The 26061-nt window shown below is 45.9% G+C and carries 25 protein-coding genes; 10 read left to right on the forward strand and 15 right to left on the reverse strand.

Going from position 1 to position 26061, the window contains the following annotated elements:
- Window positions 1-93: 93 nt before the first annotated feature.
- Window positions 94-327: a hypothetical protein gene (locus ACBP55_RS21180; RefSeq protein WP_464644750.1), complete on the forward strand. Its 234-nt coding sequence runs from the start codon at window positions 94-96 to the stop codon at window positions 325-327.
- A 288-nt stretch (window positions 328-615) separates the two neighbouring features.
- Here the strand turns inward: ACBP55_RS21180 and ACBP55_RS21185 are convergent, their stop codons facing one another.
- Genes ACBP55_RS21185 through ACBP55_RS21195 form a run of 3 tightly spaced genes read right to left on the reverse strand, consistent with a single transcriptional unit; the run spans window position 616 to window position 2640 of the window.
- Window positions 616-1650 carry a Gfo/Idh/MocA family protein gene (locus tag ACBP55_RS21185; protein ID WP_464644752.1) on the reverse strand — a complete coding sequence of 345 codons (1035 nt, stop codon included), beginning with the start codon at window positions 1648-1650 and terminating at the stop codon, window positions 616-618.
- A gap of 43 nt (window positions 1651-1693) precedes the next feature.
- Window positions 1694-1966 (reverse strand): HPr family phosphocarrier protein, encoded by a 273-nt coding sequence (locus ACBP55_RS21190; protein WP_464644754.1) that lies wholly within the window; start codon window positions 1964-1966, stop codon window positions 1694-1696.
- Between the two features lie 32 nt (window positions 1967-1998).
- On the reverse strand, window positions 1999-2640 hold the full coding sequence (locus ACBP55_RS21195; protein WP_464644756.1) for a serine/threonine protein kinase: 642 nt from the start codon (window positions 2638-2640) through the stop codon (window positions 1999-2001).
- 236 nt (window positions 2641-2876) lie between these two features.
- On the opposite strand from ACBP55_RS21195, the gene ACBP55_RS21200 reads away from it, so the two are divergent.
- Window positions 2877-3767 carry a cation diffusion facilitator family transporter gene (locus ACBP55_RS21200; RefSeq protein WP_464644758.1) on the forward strand — a complete coding sequence of 297 codons (891 nt, stop codon included), beginning with the start codon at window positions 2877-2879 and terminating at the stop codon, window positions 3765-3767.
- A 49-nt stretch (window positions 3768-3816) separates the two neighbouring features.
- A complete protein-coding gene (locus tag ACBP55_RS21205) occupies window positions 3817-4065 on the forward strand; it encodes a hypothetical protein (protein ID WP_464644760.1) in 249 nt (82 codons plus the stop codon).
- Window positions 4066-4134: 69 nt separating this feature from the next.
- Here the strand turns inward: ACBP55_RS21205 and msrB are convergent, their stop codons facing one another.
- The 6 genes from msrB to ACBP55_RS21235 all read right to left on the reverse strand — a co-directional run bounded on the left by msrB (window position 4135) and on the right by ACBP55_RS21235 (window position 10242).
- Window positions 4135-5118 carry a peptide-methionine (R)-S-oxide reductase MsrB gene (gene msrB, locus ACBP55_RS21210; RefSeq protein WP_464644762.1) on the reverse strand — a complete coding sequence of 328 codons (984 nt, stop codon included), beginning with the start codon at window positions 5116-5118 and terminating at the stop codon, window positions 4135-4137.
- 108 nt (window positions 5119-5226) lie between these two features.
- Entirely contained in the window at window positions 5227-6159 is a 933-nt protein-coding gene (locus ACBP55_RS21215; RefSeq protein ID WP_029198317.1) for a manganese-dependent inorganic pyrophosphatase, read from the reverse strand.
- A 648-nt stretch (window positions 6160-6807) separates the two neighbouring features.
- Window positions 6808-7626: a polysaccharide deacetylase family protein gene (locus ACBP55_RS21220; RefSeq protein WP_464644764.1), complete on the reverse strand. Its 819-nt coding sequence runs from the start codon at window positions 7624-7626 to the stop codon at window positions 6808-6810.
- 288 nt (window positions 7627-7914) lie between these two features.
- Entirely contained in the window at window positions 7915-8364 is a 450-nt protein-coding gene (locus ACBP55_RS21225) for a DUF6157 family protein (protein ID WP_464644766.1), read from the reverse strand.
- Between the two features lie 6 nt (window positions 8365-8370).
- Window positions 8371-8919: a DUF1697 domain-containing protein gene (locus ACBP55_RS21230; RefSeq protein ID WP_464644767.1), complete on the reverse strand. Its 549-nt coding sequence runs from the start codon at window positions 8917-8919 to the stop codon at window positions 8371-8373.
- 75 nt (window positions 8920-8994) lie between these two features.
- Complete coding sequence (locus ACBP55_RS21235) at window positions 8995-10242, reverse strand: TolB family protein (RefSeq protein WP_464644769.1); 1248 nt, start codon at window positions 10240-10242, stop codon at window positions 8995-8997.
- A 175-nt stretch (window positions 10243-10417) separates the two neighbouring features.
- Here ACBP55_RS21235 and ACBP55_RS21240 point away from each other — a divergent pair, with 175 nt between their 5' ends.
- The 3 genes from ACBP55_RS21240 to ACBP55_RS21250 all read left to right on the forward strand — a co-directional run bounded on the left by ACBP55_RS21240 (window position 10418) and on the right by ACBP55_RS21250 (window position 12473).
- Window positions 10418-11191, forward strand: coding sequence for a threonine/serine exporter family protein (locus ACBP55_RS21240; protein WP_464644771.1), 774 nt, complete (start codon window positions 10418-10420; stop codon window positions 11189-11191).
- 4 nt (window positions 11192-11195) lie between these two features.
- Window positions 11196-11624: a threonine/serine exporter family protein gene (locus ACBP55_RS21245; protein WP_029199466.1), complete on the forward strand. Its 429-nt coding sequence runs from the start codon at window positions 11196-11198 to the stop codon at window positions 11622-11624.
- Between the two features lie 150 nt (window positions 11625-11774).
- A complete protein-coding gene (locus tag ACBP55_RS21250) occupies window positions 11775-12473 on the forward strand; it encodes a class I SAM-dependent methyltransferase (protein WP_464644773.1) in 699 nt (232 codons plus the stop codon).
- A 5-nt stretch (window positions 12474-12478) separates the two neighbouring features.
- On the opposite strand, the gene ACBP55_RS21255 is transcribed toward ACBP55_RS21250, so the two are convergent.
- The 3 genes from ACBP55_RS21255 to ACBP55_RS21265 form a co-directional block, all read right to left on the reverse strand.
- Entirely contained in the window at window positions 12479-12922 is a 444-nt protein-coding gene (locus ACBP55_RS21255) for a hypothetical protein (RefSeq protein WP_464653369.1), read from the reverse strand.
- Between the two features lie 70 nt (window positions 12923-12992).
- A complete protein-coding gene (locus tag ACBP55_RS21260; RefSeq protein ID WP_029199463.1) occupies window positions 12993-13325 on the reverse strand; it encodes an ASCH domain-containing protein in 333 nt (110 codons plus the stop codon).
- 69 nt (window positions 13326-13394) lie between these two features.
- Window positions 13395-14342, reverse strand: coding sequence for a helix-turn-helix transcriptional regulator (locus ACBP55_RS21265; protein WP_464644775.1), 948 nt, complete (start codon window positions 14340-14342; stop codon window positions 13395-13397).
- A gap of 131 nt (window positions 14343-14473) precedes the next feature.
- On the opposite strand from ACBP55_RS21265, the gene ACBP55_RS21270 reads away from it, so the two are divergent.
- The gene (locus tag ACBP55_RS21270) at window positions 14474-14899 is read left to right on the forward strand and encodes a VOC family protein (protein ID WP_464644777.1); all 426 of its coding nucleotides are present in this window, start codon (window positions 14474-14476) and stop codon (window positions 14897-14899) included.
- 314 nt (window positions 14900-15213) lie between these two features.
- Here ACBP55_RS21270 and ACBP55_RS21275 read toward each other — a convergent pair whose 3' ends face one another.
- Genes ACBP55_RS21275 through ACBP55_RS21285 form a run of 3 tightly spaced genes read right to left on the reverse strand, consistent with a single transcriptional unit; the run spans window position 15214 to window position 19733 of the window.
- Window positions 15214-17043 (reverse strand): cache domain-containing sensor histidine kinase, encoded by a 1830-nt coding sequence (locus ACBP55_RS21275; RefSeq protein WP_464644779.1) that lies wholly within the window; start codon window positions 17041-17043, stop codon window positions 15214-15216.
- Window positions 17044-17081: 38 nt separating this feature from the next.
- Window positions 17082-18587 carry an extracellular solute-binding protein gene (locus tag ACBP55_RS21280; RefSeq protein ID WP_464644781.1) on the reverse strand — a complete coding sequence of 502 codons (1506 nt, stop codon included), beginning with the start codon at window positions 18585-18587 and terminating at the stop codon, window positions 17082-17084.
- A gap of 39 nt (window positions 18588-18626) precedes the next feature.
- Window positions 18627-19733 (reverse strand): SGNH/GDSL hydrolase family protein, encoded by a 1107-nt coding sequence (locus ACBP55_RS21285; protein WP_464644783.1) that lies wholly within the window; start codon window positions 19731-19733, stop codon window positions 18627-18629.
- A gap of 248 nt (window positions 19734-19981) precedes the next feature.
- Between ACBP55_RS21285 and ACBP55_RS21290 the strand changes: the two genes are divergently transcribed.
- The 3 genes from ACBP55_RS21290 to ACBP55_RS21300 all read left to right on the forward strand — a co-directional run bounded on the left by ACBP55_RS21290 (window position 19982) and on the right by ACBP55_RS21300 (window position 25933).
- Window positions 19982-21553, forward strand: a complete 1572-nt coding sequence (locus ACBP55_RS21290) for an FAD-dependent oxidoreductase (RefSeq protein ID WP_464653370.1) — start codon at window positions 19982-19984, stop codon at window positions 21551-21553.
- Window positions 21554-21585: 32 nt separating this feature from the next.
- Complete coding sequence (locus tag ACBP55_RS21295) at window positions 21586-22644, forward strand: Gfo/Idh/MocA family protein (RefSeq protein ID WP_464644784.1); 1059 nt, start codon at window positions 21586-21588, stop codon at window positions 22642-22644.
- A 79-nt stretch (window positions 22645-22723) separates the two neighbouring features.
- Window positions 22724-25933, forward strand: a complete 3210-nt coding sequence (locus ACBP55_RS21300; protein ID WP_464644785.1) for an Ig-like domain-containing protein — start codon at window positions 22724-22726, stop codon at window positions 25931-25933.
- Window positions 25934-26061: the final 128 nt, after the last annotated feature.

The raw sequence follows: 26061 nt of genomic DNA on the forward strand, positions 1-26061 counted from the left end.
AGAAGAGGTTAAACAGGACGTTCTGTTTTAACCTCTTCTTTGATTTTGCATGATAGGGTTAGGGAATTCGCCTAATTTGGTGATTCTTTAAGATTGAATTTCATTACTATGGTGCCAATTCACTCGCATATCGACACTTTAGCGATGAAAATCAGCGTTATGGAGCAGCATTCAAGAGTAGACAGCGGTTCCGTTACCTTGGTTCTTTGTTTGATGCAAAAAGTACAGCTAAATTTGTTAATAACGGAGATTTCATGTAAGATGCTGCAAATTGTGCAGCTAATTCGAAGCATTTGGCCAATTCTGGCTTCATATGAGGAAATTTGATGTACCAAATACATGTAAACTTCTCCATACATAAAATAATCTGAGATTTGCTGCACTTTCTGCATCTTGTTGGTTATCCGCTCGCCGCTTTGTTACAAATCCAATATGAACTCGAATTGCAGCATGAATTACTTGGAGTAGCTAATTCTGTACATCTTTGTCCCAAGCGTTGAGTGAATTGGTGCATATACTGTAAGTACCGGAGTAACAGCTGCGGCAGAAGGTTGCTGTCGCAGCCAGAATTCAACAAGTACCCCTAGTATCACAAGGCAGCAGCACGTAAGCGTCCTAGTTCCAGTAGTTCCTCAGATCAACCTTCTGGCCAAGCTTCGCGCTGTCGATGGCGCCAAGCACCATCGCCATGCTCTTGATGTTATCGCGGCAGTCCGTCTCCGCGCGGCGGCCTTCTTCCAGCGCCGCGAACATCTCGTCCAGACAGCCGACGTGGCCGCTGCGGCCGGGCCAGTTCACCTCCGATTCCACTCTCGCGTAATCGCGGATGAACTTGCCGGCTTGGTCACCGGCGGCGATGATCTCGGCGTATGGAGCGCCGCTTCCGTCCCACAGTGCGGTGCCCTGCTCGCCGGTCACACGCCAAGCCGCCTCCCATGAGGTCGGCGCCCCTTCCGCGCACCAGGAGCCGCGGTAACAGAACACAGAGCCGTCTGACAGCTCATAGATGCAGATCGCAGAGGCATTCCCGGCGTACCACGAGCCGGGAGGATTGAATTCCTGGCAGTACACCGAAACGGGGTCTGCCCCAGTAATAAACCGAGCCTGATCGAAAGTATGGATCGCCATGTCAAGAATGAGCGGGCTTTCCATCGCTTCGCGAAAGCCCCCAAAATGCGGCCCCAAGAAGAAATCGGCGCCGACATAACCAACGCGGCCAATCGTACCCGCGTGTATGATCTCTCGCAATGCGCGGATGTTCGCGTCGTAGCGACGGTTCTGCATGACGGAGAAGGAATTCCCCGTCTGCTCCGCCAGCTGCACCAGCTCCCGCGCTTCCGCCATCGTGGCAGCCATCGGCTTCTCACCGAAGACGTCACATCCCTGCCGGAGTGCTGTTCCGCACACCTGGAAATGGCTGGAGGGAATCGTGATGTCCAGAACCAGATTCGCACCGCTTTCCTGAATAGCTTGCTCCAGGTTCGTATAGACGCCGCAAGTAAGACCATGGCGCTCAGCCATGGCTTGTGCGAATTCCGTTTTAATATCAACAAGCGCGACTATGTCACTATCCTCGCGTTTTAACATATACTCAACCCATACATTCGCCATACTGCCGCAACCAACAACCACAATGTGATACTTACTCATCTCGCACATTCCTCCCCTATCATCCCTAAAATATAGTACCCAGTCATTCATTCCCTCGATGTGGCGAAAACAAATCAAATATAAAGTGCATAGCCTCTTCCTCATCTTTGCCTTTTGTAAGCAAACGAAGTGTTGTTCCTGCTTTGATCGGGACTAGAAGCATGCCCAGCAGGCTTTTGACATCCACAATATGGTGCTTATGATCATGCTCAAAGTCTATTGTAATGTCCGAAATAAAATGAGAAGACTTTGCAGAGATGGCCGATAAGTCGGCTCGTTGTAAATCTGAATGGATCTCAAATTCATGTACTCTCATAAACAAAACTCCCTTTTATATTAAATTTCGGTTCACTTGCTCTTTCTACGATATTTCTTCCATTTGCGATAGCTTCTCCGAACAACATTCAAAGCAAAGTCGGGAATGGGCATTTTACGCACCCAAGGATAATAGAAAAGGTCATAGGCATTTTTGAGATCGTCCCACATGGGACAATATTCGCTTTTCATAAAGTCCGACACGTCGACTACTAATCCTCTGCCATCTTTCATCATTACATTTTTCCCATGTACGTCATGAGGATTTAGGCCCCTGCTAACTGAATAAGCGAGTGCTTCATCTATGTCTGTAATGACTTGTCGTGGAATCGGTATCCCTCGATGTAAGCATTTGTATAAAGTAACGCCAGTCAAACGGCGCAGTACCAAATAATTATCCCCTGCATGCAAGCATTCTGAAAATGCGGGATGTTTCCCAAGACGTCTATATACTTCCTTTTCCTCTCCAATTCCCGGTCTGCCTGGCGCATATACTTTAACAACAACTTCAGAATAATCCGGATGTGAAAGTACGGCTGCATAATTGCCAGAACCAACAAGCTTCCATGGCTTAGGTATATAGTGTACAACAATTGGATCGTAAGTTTGTTTACTGTATAGCTCCAAATTAGGGAGCAATTGGTGTTCAATTTCAATCAGCCAAGGCTTTAACATAGAACTATTTCTGCTCCCCTTCCATCTTGTTTTTACTTTCGTGAAGGTGACGGAATCATGATTTGTTAATTACTGCTATGTGTGGTATTATACAAAGATATTTGTGTAAAGTGAAGTGTTGAACATGCCCTATTATAATTTGCTAGATTCCCATATAAAAATGAAGCTAATCCCTTGACCCTTGGTCAAGGGATTTTTTTTCCTTGGGGAAACACTTCTGTAGGAGGTCATCATTAATGAACAACGACAACAAATCATCGGTTTGGGCGATATGGCTATCCCTAATCAGCAACATCATTCTCACCATCATGAAAATCGTAATTGGCTTACTGTTTCATAGTGAGGTTTTATTAGCGGATGGGGTTCATAACGCAGGTGATATTATCGCCACGATCGCAGCACTTAGTGCCATGCAAATTTCCAAGCTTCCAGCCGATGAAGACCATCCCTATGGCCATGGCAAAGCAGAGGTGTTAGGTTCTGGATTTGTAGCTTTTATCCTTGCGCTGGCTGCCATTTATATTGCCTATCATTCGACAGTTGCATTTTTCCACGAGCCTCTAGCACCGAGCTTAATTGCCTTTATTGCGGCAGCTATGTCTATGGTTTGGAAATACGTCCTCTATGTATATACAATGCGGATTGGCAGCAGAACGAACAGTAAGGGGCTAATTGCAACAGCCAAAGATCACTTGGCCGATGTCTACGCTTCTTTGGCAGCAGTTATTGGAATTGGATTGGCCTTTGTTGGTAAAACTTATAACATTCAATGGTTATCTTACGGGGATGCAGCAGCGGGAATTATCGTTTCCTTATTGGTTTTGAAATTAGCTGTTGAAATGGGCAAGGAAGCCTTTGATGTCCTGATGGAGAAAACAGTCGATCAACAAAAGTTGCATCAATATACGCTGTTAATCCAAGCGGTTCCACAGGTGAAACGAATTGACCGTGTACGAGCACGAGAGCATGGTCATTACATTCTAGTAGATGCACGAGTTGCCATTCCAGGAGAACTCACGATCCAACAAGGTCATGATATCTCCCGAGCTATCAAGAAATCCATCATGGAACAGCACGGTGATGTCGATGAAGTCCTTATCCATTTGAACCCTTGGTACAAAGAATGACGGCACATTTTTAAATTTGTAAAAATAAGGTTATAATGAGCTCAACACCATGAAATTAACAGAAAGCGGTGCTGTGATGTCAAGCAATGCTTATTATTTAATCTTTACTGTAATCTTACTAGCAGCAGTCTTATTTACAGTGATGATTGGTCACTCCCGAACAAATAAGGAAGGCAATCCCGAATACGACAACAAAACCAAAGGCAATTGGTCTCGTCTTACGTTTTTCTATGTGATTGCTATTGCTCTTGGAGTGCTTGCATTGATTATCTATGTAGTCAATCGCACATCCATGTAAATGAAAAAGACGCTATCCAGGATCTTCCTCCTGATTAGCGTCTTTTTTGCGAATTGTAGCTGAAAAGTCTTATTTCTCCTCAAAGAAACGAAGATAAGCGCCGTACCCTTCCTTCTCCATATCGGCTAACGGAATAAACCGGAGTGCGGCTGAATTAATGCAATATCTAAGACCATTAGGCCCTGGACCATCATTAAACACGTGGCCAAGGTGGGAATCCGCTTCATGGCTTCGCACCTCTGTACGTATCATGAAATGACTATGATCTGCTTTCTCTTTCACACTGCCTTCGAATACCGGTTTTGTAAAACTTGGCCAGCCGCAGCCAGAATCAAATTTGTCAAAGGAGCTGAATAACGGCTCGCCTGAAACGATGTCCACATACAGACCCTTCTCGCGAGAGTCCCAGAACTCATTCTCAAATGGGCGCTCCGTCGCATTATTTTGCGTTACTTCAAATTGAATCGGTGTTAATTTTTGCTTAAGCTCCGCTTTATCCTTGGCAGTATTCCAATGCTTTGCAATATAGGCATCACGTCCTGAACCTTTGCGGTAGGCCTTGTAATGCTGCGGATTTTTGTGATGATAATCCTGATGATATTCTTCCCCAGGGTAAAAGGCTTCCGCATCAATCCGAACGATTTCCGTTACGATAGGACGATCGAATCGGCCACTATCCTCGAGGGCTTGCTTGGAAGCTTCAGCCTTCTCTTTCTGCTCGTCACTATGCGCAAAAATTCCAGTCCGATAAGAAGATCCGCGGTCATGGAACTGACCTCCTGCATCGGTGGGATCAATCTGACGCCAAAATGTATCAAGTAATTTATCATAAGGATATAATTCGGGGTCAAATGTAATTTGAACGGCTTCTGCATGACCTGTTGTCTCCGAACACACTTCTTTGTAAGTCGGATTGCTTGTGTGACCGCCAATATAACCTGACACAACGGATATAATGCCTGGCAGTTCCTCGAATGGTGTCACCATACACCAGAAACATCCGCCAGCAAAAGTTGCCTTTTCATAATTGCCTTGCTGTACGTTATCAACCAATTCATCATCACCTCTTCCTTTCGATTCCCTTCTATCATACCAAAAGACGAGCAAACAACCAAAAAACACCGTTCATCCGGAACGGTGTCTTCGTAATTAAACTGAATCTTACAGGTTGTTAAAGATATCCGTAAGAACAGGTACGATTTGTGATTTACGTGAAACTACGCCTTTAAGCAGTGCTTTGTTGTCTACAAGCGTTACGTTGTAAGCCTTCTCCACAGCGTCTGCTTTGCGTCCAAGAGCCAGACCAACGGAATCATTGTTAAGAATATCTGTCACAACAAACAAGAACAAGTCCAGGTTTTTCTCAGCGATGATGGCATTAAGCGCGGATTCAATCTCAGCTTGCTGGGAAAGAACATCGTTAACGTCAACCGCATTTACTTGTGCGATTTCGGCTTTGTAGCTGCCCATTTGAAATTCTTTAGCATCCAAAGAAATCAATTGTGCAACTGTTTTGTCGCTTAGATCTGCGCCAGCTTTCAACATTTCCAGACCATAGGTCTCAGCATCAACGCCAGCAATTGCAGCAAGTTCACGTGCAGCGGCAACATCTTGCTCCGTGCAAGTTGGGGATTTGAACAACAAGGAATCCGAAATGATAGCTGAAAGCATCAAACCTGCGATATCTTTGTCGATAGAAACTCCATTTTCTTTGTACAATTTATTTAGGATGGTTGCTGTGCAACCAACTGGCTCTGCGCGGTAGTAAAGCGGGTGGCTAGTCTCGAAGTTAGCAATACGATGGTGGTCAATAACTTCCACAACACGCACTTGATCGATGTCTGTAGCACTTTGTTGACGCTCAACATGGTCAACCAAGATGACATTAGCTGCTTCATTGGCTACAGTTTCAACTTGACGAGGCGCTGCAACTTTAAAAGTATCCAAAGCATATTGAGTTTCACCATTCACACTGCCTAGACGAACAGCCTCAACCTCTTGGCCTAATTTCGTTTTCAGTGCAGCATAAGCAATTGCTGATGTGATTGAATCAGTGTCCGGATTTTTATGTCCGAAAATTAGTGTTTTTGACATTGTACGACTCCTTAACCGAAATAGTGTAGTTAGAGCTTATCATTCTATTTACGATTATACTAAAAAATCTGGGTAAATCCACTACTAACCAAAAGCTTTAGTGTGAATTAACAAAATGGACTGAAATATTTCGAGAATGGTTCAAATTGTTGCATTTTCTACAACATTAGGCAGCTAAATCCGCGATAACCACGCGATTGTTGCATAAAATATAACTTTTCTTTCTAGAAGATGCTCAAAAGAGAGAAATAAGACTTAATTGTTGTACTGCATACAACATTGATAGCTGAATGAGCAGAAATCAATGAGAATTGTGTACGATATACAACACTTTCACTAAACTAAACCAAGAAAAGGCTGCAAGCTGGCTTACTCAGACCAACTCAGCTAATTAAGAAAACCAAAGAAAAACAAGTTAAACAAAACCGAAGAAAAATAAAAACAAACAGAAAAACCAATAAAACCATTCAACCCAACCAAATCCAACCAACAAACCAATCCAAAAGGGATTGGTTTACTCTCCAACCCCCCAATAAAATCTAATCCTTCTAAACAAACGGATTTCGGTTCCAAAATACATTACTCTACTGTCTAGTTAGATCTGAACGAGAAAAAACGAATAGACTTTTAGCTTTTCAAGGGGAAACTTTAGCTCCTTCTTCCAGAAATAGCAAGCTTCTGAACCCATGTTGCCAAATCATCTTCGCCATGAACGACAATTCGACTTAGTTCATATGGCGATTGTTTCGACGTAGCATACCCTTCCTTCGTTGTGAAGGCATAACGGTATGTCGCCTTTTTTAAGAGCTTGATCGTATCCTCGTTGTACTCGCCATACGGATAAGCAAAAACATCTGCGCTCCTCCCAAGTGCATGCTCAATACGTCGGCGCGATTCCGTGATCTCCTCGCGCTGCTGTTCTATGCTGAGCTGTGGGAGATGGCGATGTGTCATGCTATGCGGCGCTATGTCCCACCCCGCCGCGCTCAGCTCTCGCACTTGTGGCCAGCTCAAGTAGCCTGGCTGGCCAATAAATCCTAGCGACAGGAACAACGTCGCCGGCAAGCCATGTCGCTGGAGGATCGGCATCGCCACCTCCGCATTGTTCGCATAGCCGTCATCGAACGTGAGCAGCACGGGCCTTTCCGGTGACGGTTGTTTCTTCTCGAGGATGCGCGCGAAGTCGCCCAGCGTCAACGGGGTGTAATGATGCGCGGCCAAATAGTCCATTTGGCGCGCGAACATATCGGGGTGGAGCACGTACGTGTTCCCTGGCTCCACCCCGATGCTGTGGTAGTTCAGCACGGGAATTGCAATCCCGTGCTGCTGCTCATCCGCCGCGATTTGAGACGCAGAGGCTTGGGTTGCTTCTGGCATGAAGCATGCCAGCAAGAGCCAGACAAGCGCGAATACTGGAGCGAGCGTTCGCATCATTCGCAAATATTTATTAGTACTCCTACCATCCATAGTTCACACATCTCATTCTAGAATTATCTCCTTCACTTCACTTCACTTCAATTACTCCACTACCTATCACATTTCTTAGAATCCACACATCTCTTCAAGTATTAACTCCAACATTTTACTTACATCACTTTCATCCATGTCTACTCCGCTTTCACGTCCCCTTTTGCTAGTATGCATATATCTCTACTATTACAGTCTCTTCGAAAATAGACGATTACCGGGCAACTACCTCATTACAAAAAAAGAATCCCTTAGATAAAAGGATTCCTTTTTCTTTTCCTATTTCTTTTACCCGCGAGAATTTCGCATCGCAAATAACAACTTAGGACCCTCTTCACCTTGAGTCCCCGCTTCAACAAACTGCTGGTAGGCTTCAGATTCCATGGGGTAGATCGCAATTTTGCCTTCTTCATTGTAATGAACACCCCAACCGTGCTTCTTTGGAAGCATCGATGCTCTTAAACAAGGGTGGTTTTTAGAAAAAAGCTCCTCACGAATTTCAGCACTGCGAACTTCGATTTCACTCTGAGGGATTTGCTTATGTTGCAAATAGACCTCATAAATAAGCTCGCCTTGTGTATATTTGTAAGGGTTTTGAGACAGCAGCTCGTATTGGATCAAGTGAGCTGTTTTACTATCCTTTTTCATGGAAGGTACCGTTCCTACTTCAACTGGACAGTCAGCAGAAACCTGGATAAACGTATCCTTGTAACTCATATGTTCATCATCATAGGCCATCTAGGATTAACTCCTTCCTTCTGCAAGTTGAATCAATTTGTTCATGGTCTCCCAGTTCCGCGTTGTTGCGGATACGCCTAGCTTCTTTTCGATGAAATTGTTGCTGAACTTTGAATCTCCGTAGTTCTTACGTATGAGTAAATACACGGTAAGCCCTTTGACGCAGAACTCGTCCACTTCATTTTGAAAGGATTCTAATTTTGCGACAGCCGCATCAGTCGCTGAATGAGACAATACGGTAATATATCTTTGTTCATTCGCTTCTACATTGACGTTTTGGTAAGGTGTGTTCTCAACAATCTCGTGCAATTCTTCTAATGTTCGGATGATAACGGGAATATCAAAGGTAAGTTGAGCCTTGAGTTCGCTCACAATTCGATCACGAACGACCGCAGCGTCATCTTCCTCGCAATCAAAAATAACATTACCGCTCTGTATATACGTAATCACATTCTTATAATCCATGGATTCAAAAATGCTTCGCAGCTTTTCCATCTTAATTATCTTCTGACCGCTGACATTAATTCCGCGCAATAGTGCAATATACTTCGGCATCACATAACCTCACAACATTTTTTAATTCCATTATACACCAATTATGACTTGTCTTTTAAGTATCGTCACATTCATTTATTTTCGAATATAAAAACTTAGTACCGTATTCCAGTTCCTCTGCTCGTAGTAATTAGCACCAAGGTCGATGTTTTCGATCCAAATTTCAGCTTTTTTGCTATGGGGACCGGTAACCACGACATTTGAATAGCTGCGATTGGATCTAATCCATGCCAACTGGTGTGAGGGTAAAGAAATAGGATTAAAATCACCGTAAGTATCCAAAGGCTGCGTCAATTGTTTCTCTTGATGACTCTTCAGCTTCACATTAACCAAATAGGGAAATTGCCTTTTAGCAGGGTCGATCGACCACTCCGCTTCTTTGGATCTTGAAGTAACGATATCACGGATTCCAAGCCAAGTGAAGCTGTGTTCAACATATCCCTTGGGTGTGTAGGAAACAGATTTTCCGGCAGGAAACCGTATAACTTTCAAATGTTTATTCGTTGTAGCCTCTCTTCCGACACCTTCGATAAAGCCAAGTGTCTCATCTTTGCTCTCCCATTCAAACCATTGCTCGTTGTTAACCATTTGATCAATCGTTTTGAAAACGGAACCATCTGCGGATAATACACACAGTGTGTTGCCATCGGCCGACAGCGATGCGGTAGGCTTAGCCAAGAAAGCAATCCAACGTCCGTTTGCGGACCATTTGAAGATGCTTGTGGCAACAGCAAAAAAATCATCAGATTGCTTGGGCAGCACATACAACGTCTCGAAGCGGTTAGGTTCATCAAACGCGGTTAATGGTATTTTCATTATTCGTATCGGTGTCCATCCCTCGTTTAATAGCTTAGCTTCCATTGAAACTAATATTCCGCTCCCATCCGGATACCAGGAAAAATTACCGATACCCTCTGCAATTTTCTTCGGTTTTGCAAGTTCATCGGAGTCTATCCAATTCAGCTGCGACGAATTTAGAAATGCAAGAGAATTCCGGTTAGGTTGCCATTGAAAGCTCCTTCCGCCTTCTTGTGCAACAAGATGACTTTGTCCAGTTTGAACCTGTAATAGCCACAGTTCCTGTTCATTTTCGCCTTTGGTGTAAGCTATCCACTGGCCATCATAAGACCATTTCGGGTTTAATATGTATGCACCTCGGGTTAGTTGTCTCTCGTTGGTACCAGCTTTCATCCATAGGTCGCCACTTCGAACGAATGCTGCCTTGAGCGGTTCGGAGGGCTTTTCTGCATAAATAGTCATGCTGCTTGTTATGATGAGTAATACAGCCAACATCGCAAGAATGGTATTTCTAAAAGCTCTCATGATTTTCCTCCTTATGGTAACTTACCTTTTTTACGATTTCCTTTTGTTGTTAAGAACATACCGTGCCATGACCTATTGTCGTTCGACGTTCATAATTATTCTCAACTTAGGATTTTCTTTGGAATCCGTGATATATTATACTTTTGGCAAATACTTTTTCAGGAGAGGACAAACCATGGTGTATCCTGCTGCTACGAACTACGAAATTGCACAAGTTTGTTTACTAGCTGGTAAAATCATGCTGGAAAACGGTGGTGAAACTTATCGTGTCGAAGACACCATGACCCATGTCGCTGAAGCTTTTGGTGTGCCTAACTCCCATAGCTTTGTAACGCCGACTGGCATCATTTTCTCCATCGATGGACCTGAGCAGACCACACGACTTATTCGTATATCGGCTCGATCGACCGATCTTCGCAAAGTCACGGTTGTGAATGCTATTTCTAGACGTATCAGCCAGGGGGATCTATCGCCTAAAGAAGCTTATCGGCTGCTTGAGGAAATTGATGTGGCTCAGATGCGTTATCCCGCTTGGTTTCAAATCCTATCCGCAGCTGTTGCAAGCGGTTGTTTCTTAATCATGTTCCATGGAGAATGGCCTGATTTCTTCCCTGCGTTCATTGCTGGCGGGGTTGGCTTGGCATTCCTTAACTATTTCCATCGGCTAGTGCCGATTAAGTTCTTCGCTGAATTTCTGGCTTCCTTACTTATTGGAACCATGGCTTTCTTGTTTGTCAAAATGGGGTTTGGTCATGCACTCGATACGATTATTATTGGCTCTGTCATGCCTCTTGTTCCGGGACTTCTTATTACGAATGCGGTACGTGATTTAATGGCAGGTCATTTCGTTTCAGGGGTTTCCAAAGGCGCTGAAGCCTTCTTAACTGCTTTTGCCATTGGAGCTGGCATTGCCTTTGTACTTTCATTTTATAACGGGGTGGGGATTTAGGATGATGATGATTGAACAGCTCATAACGAGTTTCATTGCGACTGCGGCATTTGCTATCCTTTTCAATGTTCCTAAGGGCACACTATTGCAGTGCGGCTTCGTGGGTATGTGCGGGTGGATGCTGTATGTTTCCCTTCAAATGATTCCTTTAGACCCAATCCTGGCCACGTTGATTGCCTCTTTTTTCGTAACCGTTATCAGTCAATTTTTTGCGAAAATATACAAAACACCTGTTATTGTATTCAGTGTATCGGGTATCATCCCGTTAGTTCCTGGGGGTTTAGCTTATGATGCGATGCGTAATGTCGTTCTCAACCACTATGATCTGGCCGTACAACTTGCAGCCAAAGCCTTCCTGTTATCTGGTGCTATCGCGATCGGATTAGTCTTCTCTGAGGTTCTTAATCAGCTGTTGCGTCGAACAAAACATTGACCTTTTTGAACTATTTGCAATAGTTCATGCCCGCTTAATAGTTTATACCTATAAAGATAATCGGTTTTATATCTTAGATTTTCCCTGCAATTCCCTTTAAAATAAAACCAAGAAGCAATATTCAATCTATGGAGCGGAGTTGATCAGCCTATGAGCGAGCAAGCAAACCAGCAAATCACAACCAAGTTCAACGAAATTGCTGAGAAATATGATAGCCAGCGGAGAAAACTGATTCCTTGTTTTGATGATTTTTACCACACAGCAACTTCACTTGTGCAGGTCGATCATGCATCTCCACGTATTCTCGACTTAGGAGCAGGTACCGGCCTCTTCTCCGCTTATGTCATCAATCAATATCCAAATGCGATGCTAACACTGATTGATCTTTCACAAAGCATGCTCGACGTCGCAAAACAGCGGTTTGGAGAAACACAAGCCAACGTGACATACATGGCGAAGGATTACAGTTTATTCGAGTCAGATGAACCTTTTGATTGCGTCATCTCCTCTCTCTCCATTCATCATCTTGAGGATCAAGCTAAGCACGAGCTGTATCGAAAGATATTTAAACTGCTTAAACCAGGCGGGGTCTTCGTTAACGCAGATCAAGTCCAAGGCAGCAGCCCCTTCCTTGATCAATTGTACCGTTCTGATTGGGTAGCTAAAGTAGAGGCCACTGATCTAACTCATGAAGCGCTGCAAGCTGCCTACGAAAGGACGAAGTTGGATAAAATGGCTCCCCTCGATCAACAGCTGAATTGGCTTCGAACTTGTGGCTTCATTGACGTTGACTGCGTCTACAAATATTACAATTTCGTTGTGATGTACGCTCGAAAGCCAGTTGTTTAACCTTTTTACCAAAGGGTCGGTTTGGCCACCATAAACCACATCATCGACAGAGTTATAACGACATACCAAATTAAAGCCTTAAGCAGCTTGTTGACTAGGATATCTCGATTTTCGTGTGGCGCCTTGAGCTTACGTAGCAGCGGCGAGAATGCACGGGCAATAAAGTACAGTGATGCAACCATAATGAGAACCGTGACGATAATCCATGATGTTTTCCACGTCCACGCCGTTAACCATGTGAGTATAATTCCTGTTGCAACAAGTACATGGCCGGCATGCTTTGTAAGCCGAACTGTAATGCGAAATGGCTCGAGATAGTCTGGCAATTGCTCGAATGGCGCAACACGAATTCTAGTTAATAATGGAAACAGGATAAAATAAGGGCCAATACTTAAAACAACACTAAATATATGGATATATAAAAGCAGTACGTACCAAGACAACACCATCATCCGTTCTATATGAGAAATTGAACAAAACAGTGCAGATCCTTAGATCCACACTGTTTTTTGTTCTTACTTATTCAGCCTTTTGGAATTCGTGTACCCATACTTTCATATGCGGCAGCCATGGCATTCCTGGATGCATAGCTAAAATACTATCACGATATTCATCAACGGACGTATGACCTTCTGCTTTTGCATGTTCCACTGTCAATTCACCCAAAGTTTGTTGGTAAACGTTGGTTACTGTAAACGCAGTGCCTTGCAATTCCATCGTTTCACCGATATCTGCATAGCGTCCATTACGTCTGCAAGCTGTTTTCTCACCAGCAAGTACTTTGCTAACTTCAGCTTCTTTCGTAACGAGTCGGTCGATCGAACACGTTTTTGGCGGCAATGTTTCGTTCATGTTAGTTCCCTCCTTTTGGCAGTTCTCATTATAACGAATGTCACAAGCTTTGTCGAACTGATTGGTTTCTTATTTATATTTTGCCATGATCTCCGCAATCAACTCTTTCATAGCATCCACCAATTCCGGTGGACTTTTGACTGTCGCATCATTTCCCAATCCAAGAATAAACTTTGCGAAAAACGGGTAGTCACTCTTTGCAATGTTTCCGTCTAGCCAGCCAGTGCCATCTTTACGAATATGTAATTTGGATACCGCCCATAACTCAGCCTCGCACTTCTGGACACCTTCTTTGCTCAATTCCACGTATAAAATAACTTCCTCCTCTTCCGTCTTGTTAAGTAACTCTTTATTTCCAAGGTGAATATGCCGAAGATCCATAGGTTTCGTAGCAGAAGCTGCATAATTCGCCGAATGAATTCTGTCACATCGGAATACACGAATATCGCCGCGAAAAAAGCAATAAGCTGGACAGTACCATAAGCCGTTGCTTGCATAGATGCCAATCGGCTGTATTTCCCTACTGGATATTCCTTCTCTCGATTCATAATCGATGAGAATGACTTTTTGATCGATAGCCCCATCCAGCATAATGGATAAATAGGGGGATTCCGCATGTCTTGACGGCGTTAAAAAATCAACCCGGTTCTTCATTTGATCAATACGATCCCGAACGTCTCCAGACATGTAGTTATAAAACTTGCTCAATGCCGAAGAAGCTTCCGTTTTAAAGGGAAGATAGGCATAGTGCCGCAGGGCATGACAGGCAAAAAATATGGCTATAGCCTCTTCCTCCGTAAAGGCGATGGGTGGCAGAATTCTTTCTTTCAACACCTGATAACCGCCGTGAGGTCCCACTTCCGAATATAAAGGAACCCCTAACTCACTTAATTCCTGCAAATCTCTTAAAATCGTTCTCGATGAGACCTCAAACTCTTGGGCAAGTTCCTTGACAGTAAACTTCCGTTTTCGGTTAACGGTCATCATCAATGCCAGAAGACGTTTCGATTTGGGCATAATATTTCTCCGTTTTTTATATTTATGACAACTCTTGTCACTATTATAAATTAAAATAGGCATTGAGCCACAAGAATTTTAGTACATCATGCCAAAGAAGAAAAAATTTGAACTAAGGGAGCTGTTTGATCATGATTTTACATTTAACACCTTTTATTATGTTGGACGGAAATGCCAAAGAAGCAATCGATTTTTATGTACAATCTTTAGATGCTAAAGTTGTCTTTATCCAAACATTTGGAGAGAGTCCGGATTCCCCCGAACTATCCATACCGGCAAATGCAAGGGATCGTATAGCCCATTCGGTGCTAAAAGTCGGCCAAACCGAACTGATGGTTTCCGATATATTCCCGGGCCAGCCCCATCCCATTGGCAATCAAGTTACCATCTGTATAACAACATCTGAAAAGGAGCAAGCTGAGCAGCTATATGAATCGTTACGACAAGACGGCCAAGTAAGCTTGGAACTGCAAGAAACTCATTTTAGCCCAACTTACGGTATGGTCATAGACAAGTTCGGTGTAGTCTTTCAAATTTTCACTGCGCGTCAACGGTAATTTAATTGTTAAAGGAAACATTTTTAATTCGTGGAACAATAGGAACAAATAAGCGCGGAATACGCGCTTTCAGCGAGTTCCTCGAGCCGAAGCTCGCTGACATTGTCTGAGAGGTCGGAAATCGACTTCTCAGCCGAACGTCCGTGCTGCATAAGCTCGCCCATTGAGTCCGAGGAATCTTCTGTCCTGCATTCTTATCCACAGATCGGCATCTTGCATAATTTCCTATACAGCAAAAAAACGGCTCCGTTCGCATCTGTGAATGGGCCGTTTTTAAATTAAAGAAAAATAATTGATCGAATTCACGAAAACGCTTAGCCCGCCTGCTCTTCATAAGGCGACACACATTTTTCCAGTGGAAGGCGAAGCGTGATCCGGGTGCCCCTTTTAGCGTCACTCTCGAAGTGAAATTGCGATTCCTTGCCATAGTACATAATCATCCGTGTGACCACATTCCGCAGTCCGAACAGATCCTTATCCTTCTTGAGGTCTGTTGAAATACCTTCTTCCGCTAGCTTAGAAGCTTCCTCCAGTTTGTCACAAATATAGGCGAGCCTTTCGTCATTAACCCCTACCCCGTTGTCGCAAACTTCAAGCACAAGCTGATTACCTTCCAAATACGAGGAAATGAAGAGTTCTCCACCCCCACTTTGTTTTTCCAGACCGTGCAGCACAGCATTTTCAACCAGCGGCTGTAGGAGGAGCTTCAATACATGATAAGAGGCGCTTTCCTCGGCGATGTCGTAACGAACGGTAAAATGATCCAAGAATCTCAGCTGTTGAACTTTAATGTAATATTTCAAATGCTCGATGGTTTCCCCGACTGAAAACGTTTCGTTTCCCTTGTTCAGGCTTAACCGGAAAAATTTCGACAGATTAAGCACCATCTCGCTGATTTCATCGGCTTCATAGTTTTTGGCCGTCCAATAGATGGAATCTAGTGTGTTGTAAAGGAAATGTGGGTTGATTTGCGATTGCAAAAACTTAAGCTCCATTTTAGAAAGTAAAAGCTGTTTCTCATAATGGTCACGAATAAGTGTCTTCTGGTTCTCAGCCATCCGATTGAACGATTCGATAACATATCCCAGTTCGTCTACGCGTGTATCTTCCAGTTGAATGGTGAAATTTCCTGTACGGAGCTGCTTCATCCCATAAGCTAGCTTCCGGAGCGGAGCGGAAATCCCTCTATAGATAATCCAGGAAATCCAAACGGCTAGCACCAGACTGACGGCTAAAATCCCATAGCTAAATACCTTTAAAGAGTCGGTATGGCTGCGAAGCTCCTCCAAGGGCTGCTCCATCATGAGCGACCATCCGGAAAACTTCGACTTCACGCTGATCGTAACCATTTCCGTACCCGTTTGCTGTGACTTACGGATGGACCTAACCTCGTTCACGGTGTCCCAGACTTGAGGATGTACACTCGCACCTGTGCCAGTGATTGAACTTCCGTCGCTGCCAAACAGATAGATGTTCGCATTTTTGGAGGGAAGTAGCGGTTTCGCCAACTCGATTAGGGCGCTTTTTTTGACGGAGAGCACAAGCAGATTCGGATTAATGAGCGTCCTGTTATACGGATCCATTGTCCGGATCAGATGAATACTATCTGCATCAAAGTAAGATTCACCTTCCTTCGGCGTAAAAAAAACCGTGCCCCCACTCGACTCCATTAAACGTTGGTACCATTCCTGCTTCTCCGCCCCTTCGGGCAGTTTCCGTCCCCCAAGTTTTGTGGAAATGACGGTGCGTGACGGCATATGGATAATGGTGATTTGATCCACGATCAAATTGACTGTCGTCATGTTCGTAATCTGGTCCATTACTTGTGCAAAATGAACAAACGACTGCTTTTCCGGCTCCTGTCCGACGGACTGCAGTGTCGTGTTCATGTTCATATCGAACGCGATTAGCGAAGAAAGCTGTTCGAGGTTCTGCAGGGTCAGATCGATGTAATCTGTCATCGTATGCAGAGCCCCTTGTGTCCTCTCGCCCGTTTGCTCTTCTAAGATCGTCTGTGATTTTGCGATGGCAAAAAGACTGAAACCGGCGAGCGGAAGCAGAATCAGCAGAAAGTACCATGTTAGCCGAATCTGAATATAACCGGCCAGTATTTTGCGCACTTTGGACAGGATTTCTTTCAACATATGGGTGGTCCCTCCATTCGTGCCCTGTTTCTTTCCGGTTACTTACCCGTTTCTCTCCACCACTCGTTCACTTCTCCGGTTATTTCATCGCCGCCAGCCTCTTTCCATTTCTTCACAAAAGCATCGAATTCTTCAATGGGGCTCACCCCTGCAATGATTCTCGTAAAAGTATCTTCTTGCAGCTTGGACAGCTTGACATTATGCTTGCCCATTGCGGGGGTCGGCGGTCCATTAAACTGGTCTTCCATCAGGTTGCTTTCGATCCGCTGCAGGTTTTCGTATAGATGAAACTGCTCGCCGAGTCCCTCTAACCGATCCCGCGTTATGTCCCGCTCTGCGGTATCAACCAACGATCCGTAGATACCCCGATAGCCATGCTTCGTGTGTTCATCAAATCGGATAGAAAGCTTTCCACTAACTCTAGTCCATATTTCGTTCTCAAAACCGAGCTTCAGGCTTGTTTGACCAGGTCCAGCGATAAAATCGAGAAATTTGACAACGGCTTCCGCGTTTTGACTCTTGATGGGCACAACATTGTAAGAACGGACGTTTGAAGTGCTGTAGACCCCGTGTTTGCCGTTCGGTCCGATCGGGAAATCAAGCGGAATCCATACCGCTTTCGGATCGTTTTTACGGTTAGCCGCAATATGGGTGCGTGTGTCAGACCATGCCGCGGAATATAAGCCGACTTTACCGCTCGCTACCTTCTCGCCAAGTACATCGATTTTATTTAGTGGGAATTCCGGATCAAGAATATTCTGGTCGTACAAGCTGCGTAGGTAAATGAGTGCTTCTTTCATTTCTGGGAGGATACCGGAGTAAACCAACTTACCATCCCGCTCATACCAAGCGTTCATTTGTACGCCGAAGGCGCCGAGAAATGGCGATGTTCTCCTTAGACGCTCTAGGATCGAAAGGCCAACTGTATCCTTAATTCCATTTCCGTCCGGATCTCCTTCGGCAAAAGCCTTCATCACCGCAGTAAACTCTTCAATGGTTCGCGGAGGCTGCAGGCCAAGCTTGTCCAGCCAGTCTTTTCGGGCGTAAACGATTTCAGTTCCCTTCACTTCGTTCAAACTAGGTATAGCGTATATATGCCCATCGACGGTTACGTTATCCCAAGCTTCTTTTGGGATCTTGGCTTTCAGGTTCGTTCCATACTTTTCTATATAATCATTCAAAGGTGTAAGCGCCTTTTGATTCACGAAATTGATAAACCAAGAGGGATTGCTCGTATTCAGCAGATCCGGAGGCTCCCCAGACGTCATAATGACGTTTAGCTTTTCATCATATCCATTCAGCGGCGGGAGTGTCACATTCACCTGTACGCCGATGTTTTTCTCGATATAGGTTAAATAGGGGTTGTTATTCTCATCCATACCTTCCGGGAAGTTCATGCCCAAGCTGTTCACGACGATTCGAATGACCGGTTCTTGTGCAGCTACGTTAACTTTATCTTCGTACTTTGACCATTCTGGAAAGCTGCATCCAGCGGTAGCGAAGCATGTGAGTAAGGCGAGAATGGCCGCGCTTTTTCTTTTCATTATTCAACCACCCCTTCAGGGACAATGAAACCCACACAATTAATCGGACAAAATTTTCTGTAGGACGGGTGCCAGCCCATTTGCCATACGCAAAAAGCCAAGGTCGGTCGGATGAACTCCGTCAACGGTACATTCGTACGCATCTTCACCCAGCAATTGTGATCCATCATAAAAAAATATGTTGGCATCACCCAGTTCGCGTCGCTGCTCTACAGTTCGGAGCTGGAATTGTTTGCGTTCCGCCCGATCTTGCGCCATTTGATCATGAAATTTGTCCTTCGCATAGATGATGCGCGAGATTACAAGGATCGGCGTCAATGGGTGTTTTTTTCGATAGATCGATATGAACTCGGGTAGTGTTACCTGAAGCAGTTCAGTAGAAACACAGTTCGCCTCGTAATCCAGGATCAGGCATGCAGGGTCCGGGATGTCAGAAAGGATATGAGCGAGCTCAGGTTCTCCTTTACCATTTCCGGAAAATCCTAGATTGAGAAACTCCCTGTTGATACGTCTGGATAGTATGTTGGTATAAGCCATACCCGGACGGGCTGCGCATCCGCCTTGCGTGATTGAGGTGCCGTAGACGATGATCTTCCCGCTATGTTCATAAGCTGGTGGCGGTGCAATCTTTGCTTCCCGTTCCAAGCCGATCCAAACTTCCTCTACACCTTGGTAAAGTGGGAAATTAAGTGTAATAATCCGGCTCTCCAGCGCCATATCCTTAAAAATAACAGCTTCATACTCGGCCTGCGTGTGATCATAAACGGTTGTGCTGTAATATAGCTGCTCTCCAGGAGCTCCTATGTAACAATCAAAGCCGCACTGCCCTGTAGCCGTCATATGATACATATTGGCAGTTCCTGACAGTTTTACTTTAACGGTCAATGAAGCAGCATTCGTCTCGAAACGGATTTGACCGCCGGCGGTACAGTTGGCCAATTGATCTACCGCCTCTGGGAGCTTCCAATCTGGTTGTGCCGGCAGCCGGCGGTAAAGCCTTTCTTCGTGCAGCCAGCCGAAGCCGGCAATATGGAATGGCTTCTCTAGCGGTGAATACCAATTAACATCTTTGTCGCCGGATTGTTGAATTCGCATGTTTGCATCCAACCGTACGGCGTTTACAGGTTGTTGTTCATTTGGCATCATACATTCCTCCTCTAACTACTCCTTAAAATCCACTTGCATTGTACGGCATTGTTATCCATTTTCGACTCCGATCAAATAATCCCTTTTTTTCCATAGGCAATGGTTATTAAAGTACCAAAAGAAGTCATGGTCCTCTGCTGTGGCCTCGTTTACGCTGTATTACAATGAGGATAGCCTGTGAAAACCTGCAGGCGAGGAGGAAAAAGGAGGGAACATTTCCGTTGGCACACAAGAACAGCAACCACAACATTCAAGAATATCATGCCGATATCGTCGTGATTGGCGGAGGGACCGGCGGCTGCGCAGCCGCGCTTGCCGCTGCCAAATCGGGTAAGACGGTGATCATGACCGAGGAAACCGACTGGATTGGTGGTCAATTAACGAGTCAGGCAGTTCCGCCAGATGAGCACCCGTGGATTGAACAGTTCGGCTGCACTCGCACGTACCGGCAGTTCCGGGATGGTGTTCGTGATTATTACCGGCGCCATTTCCCCCTTACCGAAGAGGCACGGTCCCGCATTAATCTTAATCCTGGGAATGGCGGCGTATCGCGATTGTGCCATGAACCACGCGCAGCATTGGCAGTTCTACAGGAAATGCTGGCTCCTTATATTCACAGCGGGAGGCTGCAAATTCTTACCCGCCATCGCGCAGAATCGGCTTCCGTGGATGGTGATGACGTACGAACGGTAACGGTACGCAATTTGATTACCGGAGATCTCGTCGTGCTATCCGCTGCCTACTTCCTTGACGCAACGGAATGTGGAGATATTCTGCTTCTAGCCGGGGCGGAATATGTGACTGGCGCGGAATCCAAGAGCCAAACCGGGGAGCCGCATGCCGTGGAAGGTGAAGCTCTTCCGCAGGACATGCAGGGCTTTACATACTGCTTTGCGATGGATTACATCGAAGGCGAAGACCACACCATCGAACGTCCAGAGCGCTATGACTTCTGGCGGGAGTATAAAGCTGACTTTTGGCCCGATCGGCTGCTAAGCTGGTCCGGCGTCCGCCCTCATACGCTAGAGCATGTCACTTATGAGCTTTTTGAGGGGACGGACAAGTACTCCCTGTTCTACTATCGGCGCATCATCGATAGCAGAAACTTCGAGCAAGGCTTTTACCCAGGGAGTATTACACTGGTCAACTGGCCGCAGAATGACTACTGGCTTGGTTCGGTCATCGACGTGAGCGACGAGGAAAGAGAACAGAATCTGTGGGATGCGAAACAGCTTAGTCTCTCTTTGCTTTACTGGCTGCAGACCGAAGCGCCTCGGCCGGACGGGGGGTTCGGCTACCCGGGACTTCGTCTGCGCAAAGATATTACAGGCACCGAGGACGGACTAGCCATGTCTCCGTATATGCGGGAGTCACGGAGGATCAAAGCCCAGTTTACCGTACTGGAGCAGCATGTAAGCACAGCCTGCCGACCCGATGGTAAAGCAGAGCAATTCGCCGATTCCGTCGGCATAGGCTGCTACAGAATTGACCTGCATCCAAGCACGGGAAACCGCCATTATATCGATATCTCTTCCCTGCCCTTCCAGATTCCACTGGGCAGCCTGATTCCTGTCCGCATGAACAATCTGCTGCCAGCATGCAAAAATCTTGGCGTCACGCACATCACAAACGGCTGTTACCGGCTCCATCCAGTTGAATGGAACATTGGTGAGGCCGCAGGATTTCTTGCCAGCCGCTGTATCGACCGCGAACTCCTCCCCCGCGAGGTGCGCAGTATGGAGACAGAGCTTCGGAGCTTCCAGAATATGCTTGTAAGCTATGGAATTGAACTCGCGTGGCCTACGATTCATTCGGTATAAAACAATCATTCTAAAGACGAGGTGTTAGTCAAATGAGCAAAGTAAATATAGCGGTCATCGGAGCCGGTTCCATTTCTGAAATGCATTTAAAGTCCTACCAAAATAATCCTGACGCTGAGCTTTACGCCATCTGCGACCTGAACGAAGAACGCGCTAAGGCGAAGGCCGAAAAATATGGTATTACACGCATTTATACAGACTACAAGGAATTGCTTGCCGATCCGGAGGTCGATGCCGTCAGTATCTGTACGTGGAACAATAGCCATGCGCCAATCTCCATCGCCGCATTGGATGCCGGCAAAAACGTACTTACTGAAAAACCGCTCTGCATGACGGTTAACGAAGCGCGAGCTGTGGAGGAAGCGGTCCGCCGTTCCGGCAAAACGCTTCAAGTCGGTTTTGTCCGCAGGTATGCGTCTAATACTCGCATCATCAAATCGTTTCTAAATAACGATGAACTCGGTGAAATTTACTACGCTAAAGCTTCGTGCATTCGTCGTCTTGGTAATCCAGGCGGCTGGTTTTCGGATGTTGAGCGTTCAGGCGGCGGTCCACTGATTGATGTAGGTGTCCACGTTATCGACCTTTGCTGGTACTTGATGGGCCGACCGAAGGTGAAGTCAGTCACCGGCAATACCTACAAAAGACTTGGCAACCGCGCCAACGTGAAAAATCTTGCCTTTTATAAGGCGGCGGACTATGACGCTTCCCACAATACCGTAGAGGATATGGCGAATGCGCTGATCCGTTTTGAGAATGGCGCCTCCATCCTCGTTGACGTAAGCTTCACGCTTCATGCGAAGGAAGACGAGCTTACAGTGAAGCTGTATGGCGACAAAGGCGGCGCCGAACTGGAGCCTCAGCTATCCATCATTACGGAGAAATACGATACCATCTTGAACCTCACGCCGCAGATCAACAACCTATCTTTTGATTTTGTTGCCGGGTTTCAGGATGAAATCAATTATTTCATTGAAGTATGCCAAGGCAAAAAAGAAACTCTTTCGCCTGTGCAAGACGGAGTTGAAATGATGAAAATTCTTTGCGGCATCTATGAATCCAGCGAAAAAGGCAAAGAAATAACCTTCTAAGTAACGGTTTGCGACAAACCTCAACTAGAACCGGTCCAATACTAGCCCTATCAAATGAATGGAAGGATAGTGAAACCTGTTGAATAAGTCGAAATGGAAGTCATTGACCCTATTGCTGCCCATGATCGTTTCCCTTTGGTCCACGACCGCGCTTGCTGCGGAACCCGTCTCTGGCTCCGCAGCATCTGCCGCTGCTCCGAACGCCGCCGATTACATCGAAGTAGAAGCCGCTCCGGTCGACATTACCATTAATATTGAAGGTCCTCGCAAGCAAATTAATGCGGTTGATAAGGATGTAAGCGGCATCACTGATTATGTAGCTTTATTCACAACGGAATATGCACCTCAGATTACGGTTGGCAAAACTTCCGTCGGCGTTGTCGTCGATGGAGCTAACCAGGTCACTCGGGTGGTAAACCCTTCCGTGAACGGCGGAGTGCCTGTCTGGACAGGACCTACTGACCTAGACATCCCTCAAGGCGGCTACATCTTAGTATCCAATGACGACAGTTGGGCGAACAAAACCTACAAGCAATATCTCGCGAAAAATTTCAAGGTCGGTGATAAAATCAAGCTGCGCAAAAACGGTGAAGTTATCCCTGTCTCTGCTTTAATGACAGGTCAAGGCCTCAAAGCTCGGCTTAAGCTGAACAATGATGAATGGTTTACGGTAACAGAACCGAAAACAGTAGTCTCCGGAAAGCTGGAAAACCTTGAGCAAGGTATCCCCTATTCGATTCGTGTGAACCAATCAACGGTTGCGATAGGAGCGAATGGCACCTTTCAGCTCGATGTTGGTCTCACGGAAGGTGTCAATTACCTTGATGTCATTGCCGCCAAGAACGGGACGGAAAATGACCGTAAGACACTTGTCGTGTTTTATAAAAAGCAAACCGGAACCGCGAAGGAAGTCGTCCTATGGGTCGACCAAGGAACGAATATATTCAAGCTGCAAACGCCTGAAAATGTTCACGATATGCTGACCAAGGCAAAAGACGCCGGTGTCACGGCCATAGCATTAGATGTTAAAGGTGTAGAAGGCTTCGCCAACTACAAGAAGAACGATCTAACCGGTCGTCCGCATATCTCCCAGATGACGGCGCCGACCCGTGCGGGGGCGAATCCGAACCTTGACATGCTGGAGGAGTTCATCAGATACGGGCACCAGCTTGGTATCAAAATCCACGCAGCGTTCAATGTCTTTGCCGAAGGTTCGCCTGCGCACAACGAGTACGGACTGCTGAACCAGCACCTCGACTGGGAAGAGCATATTTACCGTCCCGAAGATGGCGGTCAGATTCTCCGGCTGCGTGAGAGCAACTATTATAAAACGGGAAAATCCCTCGTCGCTTTCGTTAACCCGGCTAATGATGATGTAAGAGCCTTCGAGTTGAAAAACATGGAAGAAGTCATCAAAAACTACGATGTTGATGGAATCGTGCTCGACAGAACCCGCTATGACAATGAAACAGCTGACTTCAGCCCGTTAACCCGCTCGAAGTTCGAGGCGTTTCTCGCCGTTCGCGGTAAACAGCTAATAAACTGGCCGGCCGACGTTTTCACTTACGTGAACAATGTACGGCAATTCGGACCGCTCATCAATGATTGGTGGGAGTTCCGCTCGCAGACGATCAAGACGTTTACGGATGAAGTCCGTTCACTCACCGATCGCTACACAGCACTGAAAGGGCATAAGATCTACTCTTCCGCCTATGTTGGCTCCTGGTTTGAATCTTACTACCTCAACGGTGTTCACTGGGGCAGCCCGAATTTCAAATACGACAGCCGTTTGAAATTCCCTGACGACAGCCTTTACACCTACGCTTACGCACAAACCGATTATACGGGCAACATCGATTTTCTCATGATCGGCACGTATCAAACAACGCAAAAAGAAATCGAGCATTACATCACACTGGGCAACATTGTAACGAACGGTGAAGTTCCGATGTACGCTAGTATCGCGCTTGCGAACATCCAGGATCCCCCGCTGCAGCGGTCCGTGTTCCAGGTTGGCCTGTCACAATCAAATGGTCTGATGCTCTTCGACTATTCGCAGGTTAACTGGCCGGTCGTGAAAGCGTCGCTCCAGAATGTGGAATACGTCAAGGATTATCAGGTAGGCTCAAGTGTTCCTAGCAATCCGGAATCGTTCCTAGAAGGCGATATGTACAATGTAAGCCGTAATGAGAACAATCTGAACGTTTACACGGATGCGTTCGGACTAACTACAGCTACTAGCACTTTTGGTGTCGAAGCAATCGTCGACAGCACCGGTAAAGTCACGAAGGTCGTTAACCAACAACAAGCGATTAGCTGGAACTGGACGAATATGTCACCTAATAACAGCGTCATTCCGCAGGGCGGCTTCGTGATCTCTGCTCTGGATGCCTCAGGTGTTCGGACGAGACGGCAGCTGGTCGCCAAAACATATAAGGTCGGCGATGCTGTCAGATCGGCCGTGCTGCGCGGTCATCTTGACTATGCAAACGTCAGCACACCGCTGAAGAATCTTGAGATCAAAGGCAATGTTGAAGTCCTTGGGCCGGGTACGGCTGATGTTCGTTTGAACGGCGTTACGGCAGCGATGGCTAGCAACGGAGACTTCAGCGGAAAAGTCTCACTGGAAATAGGCGCTAATCCCGTAAAAATCTCTGTTTACGTTGACGGCCGCAAAACGAACGAAAAAACCGTAACCATAACGCGTACGGCTCCCGTCATCACAAGCATTGAGCTTGATGCTGCCTCCTACCGTCTAGTGGCAGGCGACAAGCATGCCACTGTCACGACAGCCGTCTACTCGGACGAAACTAAAGCCGTAGTGACCGGTGCTGTGTTCAGCTCCAGCAATCCTGACGTTGCAGCCGTTGCTGCAGACGGAACGGTTACTGCACTGAAGGCTGGAACTGCGGAAATCACCGCTGTCTATGAGGGAAAAACAGCCAAATCAATCGTTACTGTCGTAGAGTTGACAAGTCTCTCCTTTGACGAGAAGAAGCACAGTCTTGTGAAAGGTGAGACCTTCATAGCGCCGCTCAGAGCTACTTACTCAGATGGCTCAACAGCGTATATCACCCAAGGCGTGACATTCATCTCTTCACAAGATAAAGTTGCATCCATTGCTGCTGATGGCACTATTACAGCCGTGAAGCCCGGTTCCACAACCATTACCGCCTCTTATCGTGGCAAACATTCGGAGATTAAGATTAAAGTGTTCAATACTCATAAAGAGAAGATCGAAGATAAAGAGAATGATGATGGTGTGTACAACGATGGAGAGAACGAATAGAGAGAATGAAGTTGGAGATACGGGCTAAGGTTTACAACGGGTAACGTTTGAGAACGGATAACATCACATGTTCAAAAAAAGCATCCGGTTCTTTCCATTTGGAAAGGTCCGGATGCTTTTTTATTGGG

Source organism: Paenibacillus sp. WG02, assembly GCF_055396115.1.

Excerpts from the sequence above, each read along its gene's own strand:
- ACBP55_RS21240 (WP_464644771.1), top strand. The coding sequence starts at position 10,418 with ATGGTGTATCCTGCTGCTACGAACTACGAAATTGCACAAGTTTGTTTA.
- ACBP55_RS21185 (WP_464644752.1), bottom strand. The coding sequence starts at position 1,650 with ATGAGTAAGTATCACATTGTGGTTGTTGGTTGCGGCAGTATGGCGAAT.
- ACBP55_RS21295 (WP_464644784.1), top strand. The coding sequence starts at position 21,586 with ATGAGCAAAGTAAATATAGCGGTCATCGGAGCCGGTTCCATTTCTGAA.
- ACBP55_RS21220 (WP_464644764.1), bottom strand. The coding sequence starts at position 7,626 with ATGGATGGTAGGAGTACTAATAAATATTTGCGAATGATGCGAACGCTC.
- ACBP55_RS21225 (WP_464644766.1), bottom strand. The coding sequence starts at position 8,364 with ATGGCCTATGATGATGAACATATGAGTTACAAGGATACGTTTATCCAG.
- ACBP55_RS21200 (WP_464644758.1), top strand. The coding sequence starts at position 2,877 with ATGAACAACGACAACAAATCATCGGTTTGGGCGATATGGCTATCCCTA.
- ACBP55_RS21190 (WP_464644754.1), bottom strand. The coding sequence starts at position 1,966 with ATGAGAGTACATGAATTTGAGATCCATTCAGATTTACAACGAGCCGAC.
- ACBP55_RS21235 (WP_464644769.1), bottom strand. The coding sequence starts at position 10,242 with ATGAGAGCTTTTAGAAATACCATTCTTGCGATGTTGGCTGTATTACTC.
- ACBP55_RS21230 (WP_464644767.1), bottom strand. The coding sequence starts at position 8,919 with ATGCCGAAGTATATTGCACTATTGCGCGGAATTAATGTCAGCGGTCAG.
- ACBP55_RS21255 (WP_464653369.1), bottom strand. The coding sequence starts at position 12,922 with ATGGTGTTGTCTTGGTACGTACTGCTTTTATATATCCATATATTTAGT.
- ACBP55_RS21195 (WP_464644756.1), bottom strand. The coding sequence starts at position 2,640 with ATGTTAAAGCCTTGGCTGATTGAAATTGAACACCAATTGCTCCCTAAT.
- ACBP55_RS21215 (WP_029198317.1), bottom strand. The coding sequence starts at position 6,159 with ATGTCAAAAACACTAATTTTCGGACATAAAAATCCGGACACTGATTCA.
- ACBP55_RS21260 (WP_029199463.1), bottom strand. The coding sequence starts at position 13,325 with ATGAACGAAACATTGCCGCCAAAAACGTGTTCGATCGACCGACTCGTT.
- ACBP55_RS21250 (WP_464644773.1), top strand. The coding sequence starts at position 11,775 with ATGAGCGAGCAAGCAAACCAGCAAATCACAACCAAGTTCAACGAAATT.
- ACBP55_RS21285 (WP_464644783.1), bottom strand. The coding sequence starts at position 19,733 with ATGATGCCAAATGAACAACAACCTGTAAACGCCGTACGGTTGGATGCA.
- ACBP55_RS21245 (WP_029199466.1), top strand. The coding sequence starts at position 11,196 with ATGATGATTGAACAGCTCATAACGAGTTTCATTGCGACTGCGGCATTT.
- ACBP55_RS21205 (WP_464644760.1), top strand. The coding sequence starts at position 3,817 with ATGAAATTAACAGAAAGCGGTGCTGTGATGTCAAGCAATGCTTATTAT.
- ACBP55_RS21265 (WP_464644775.1), bottom strand. The coding sequence starts at position 14,342 with ATGCCCAAATCGAAACGTCTTCTGGCATTGATGATGACCGTTAACCGA.
- ACBP55_RS21275 (WP_464644779.1), bottom strand. The coding sequence starts at position 17,043 with ATGTTGAAAGAAATCCTGTCCAAAGTGCGCAAAATACTGGCCGGTTAT.
- ACBP55_RS21280 (WP_464644781.1), bottom strand. The coding sequence starts at position 18,587 with ATGAAAAGAAAAAGCGCGGCCATTCTCGCCTTACTCACATGCTTCGCT.
- ACBP55_RS21270 (WP_464644777.1), top strand. The coding sequence starts at position 14,474 with ATGATTTTACATTTAACACCTTTTATTATGTTGGACGGAAATGCCAAA.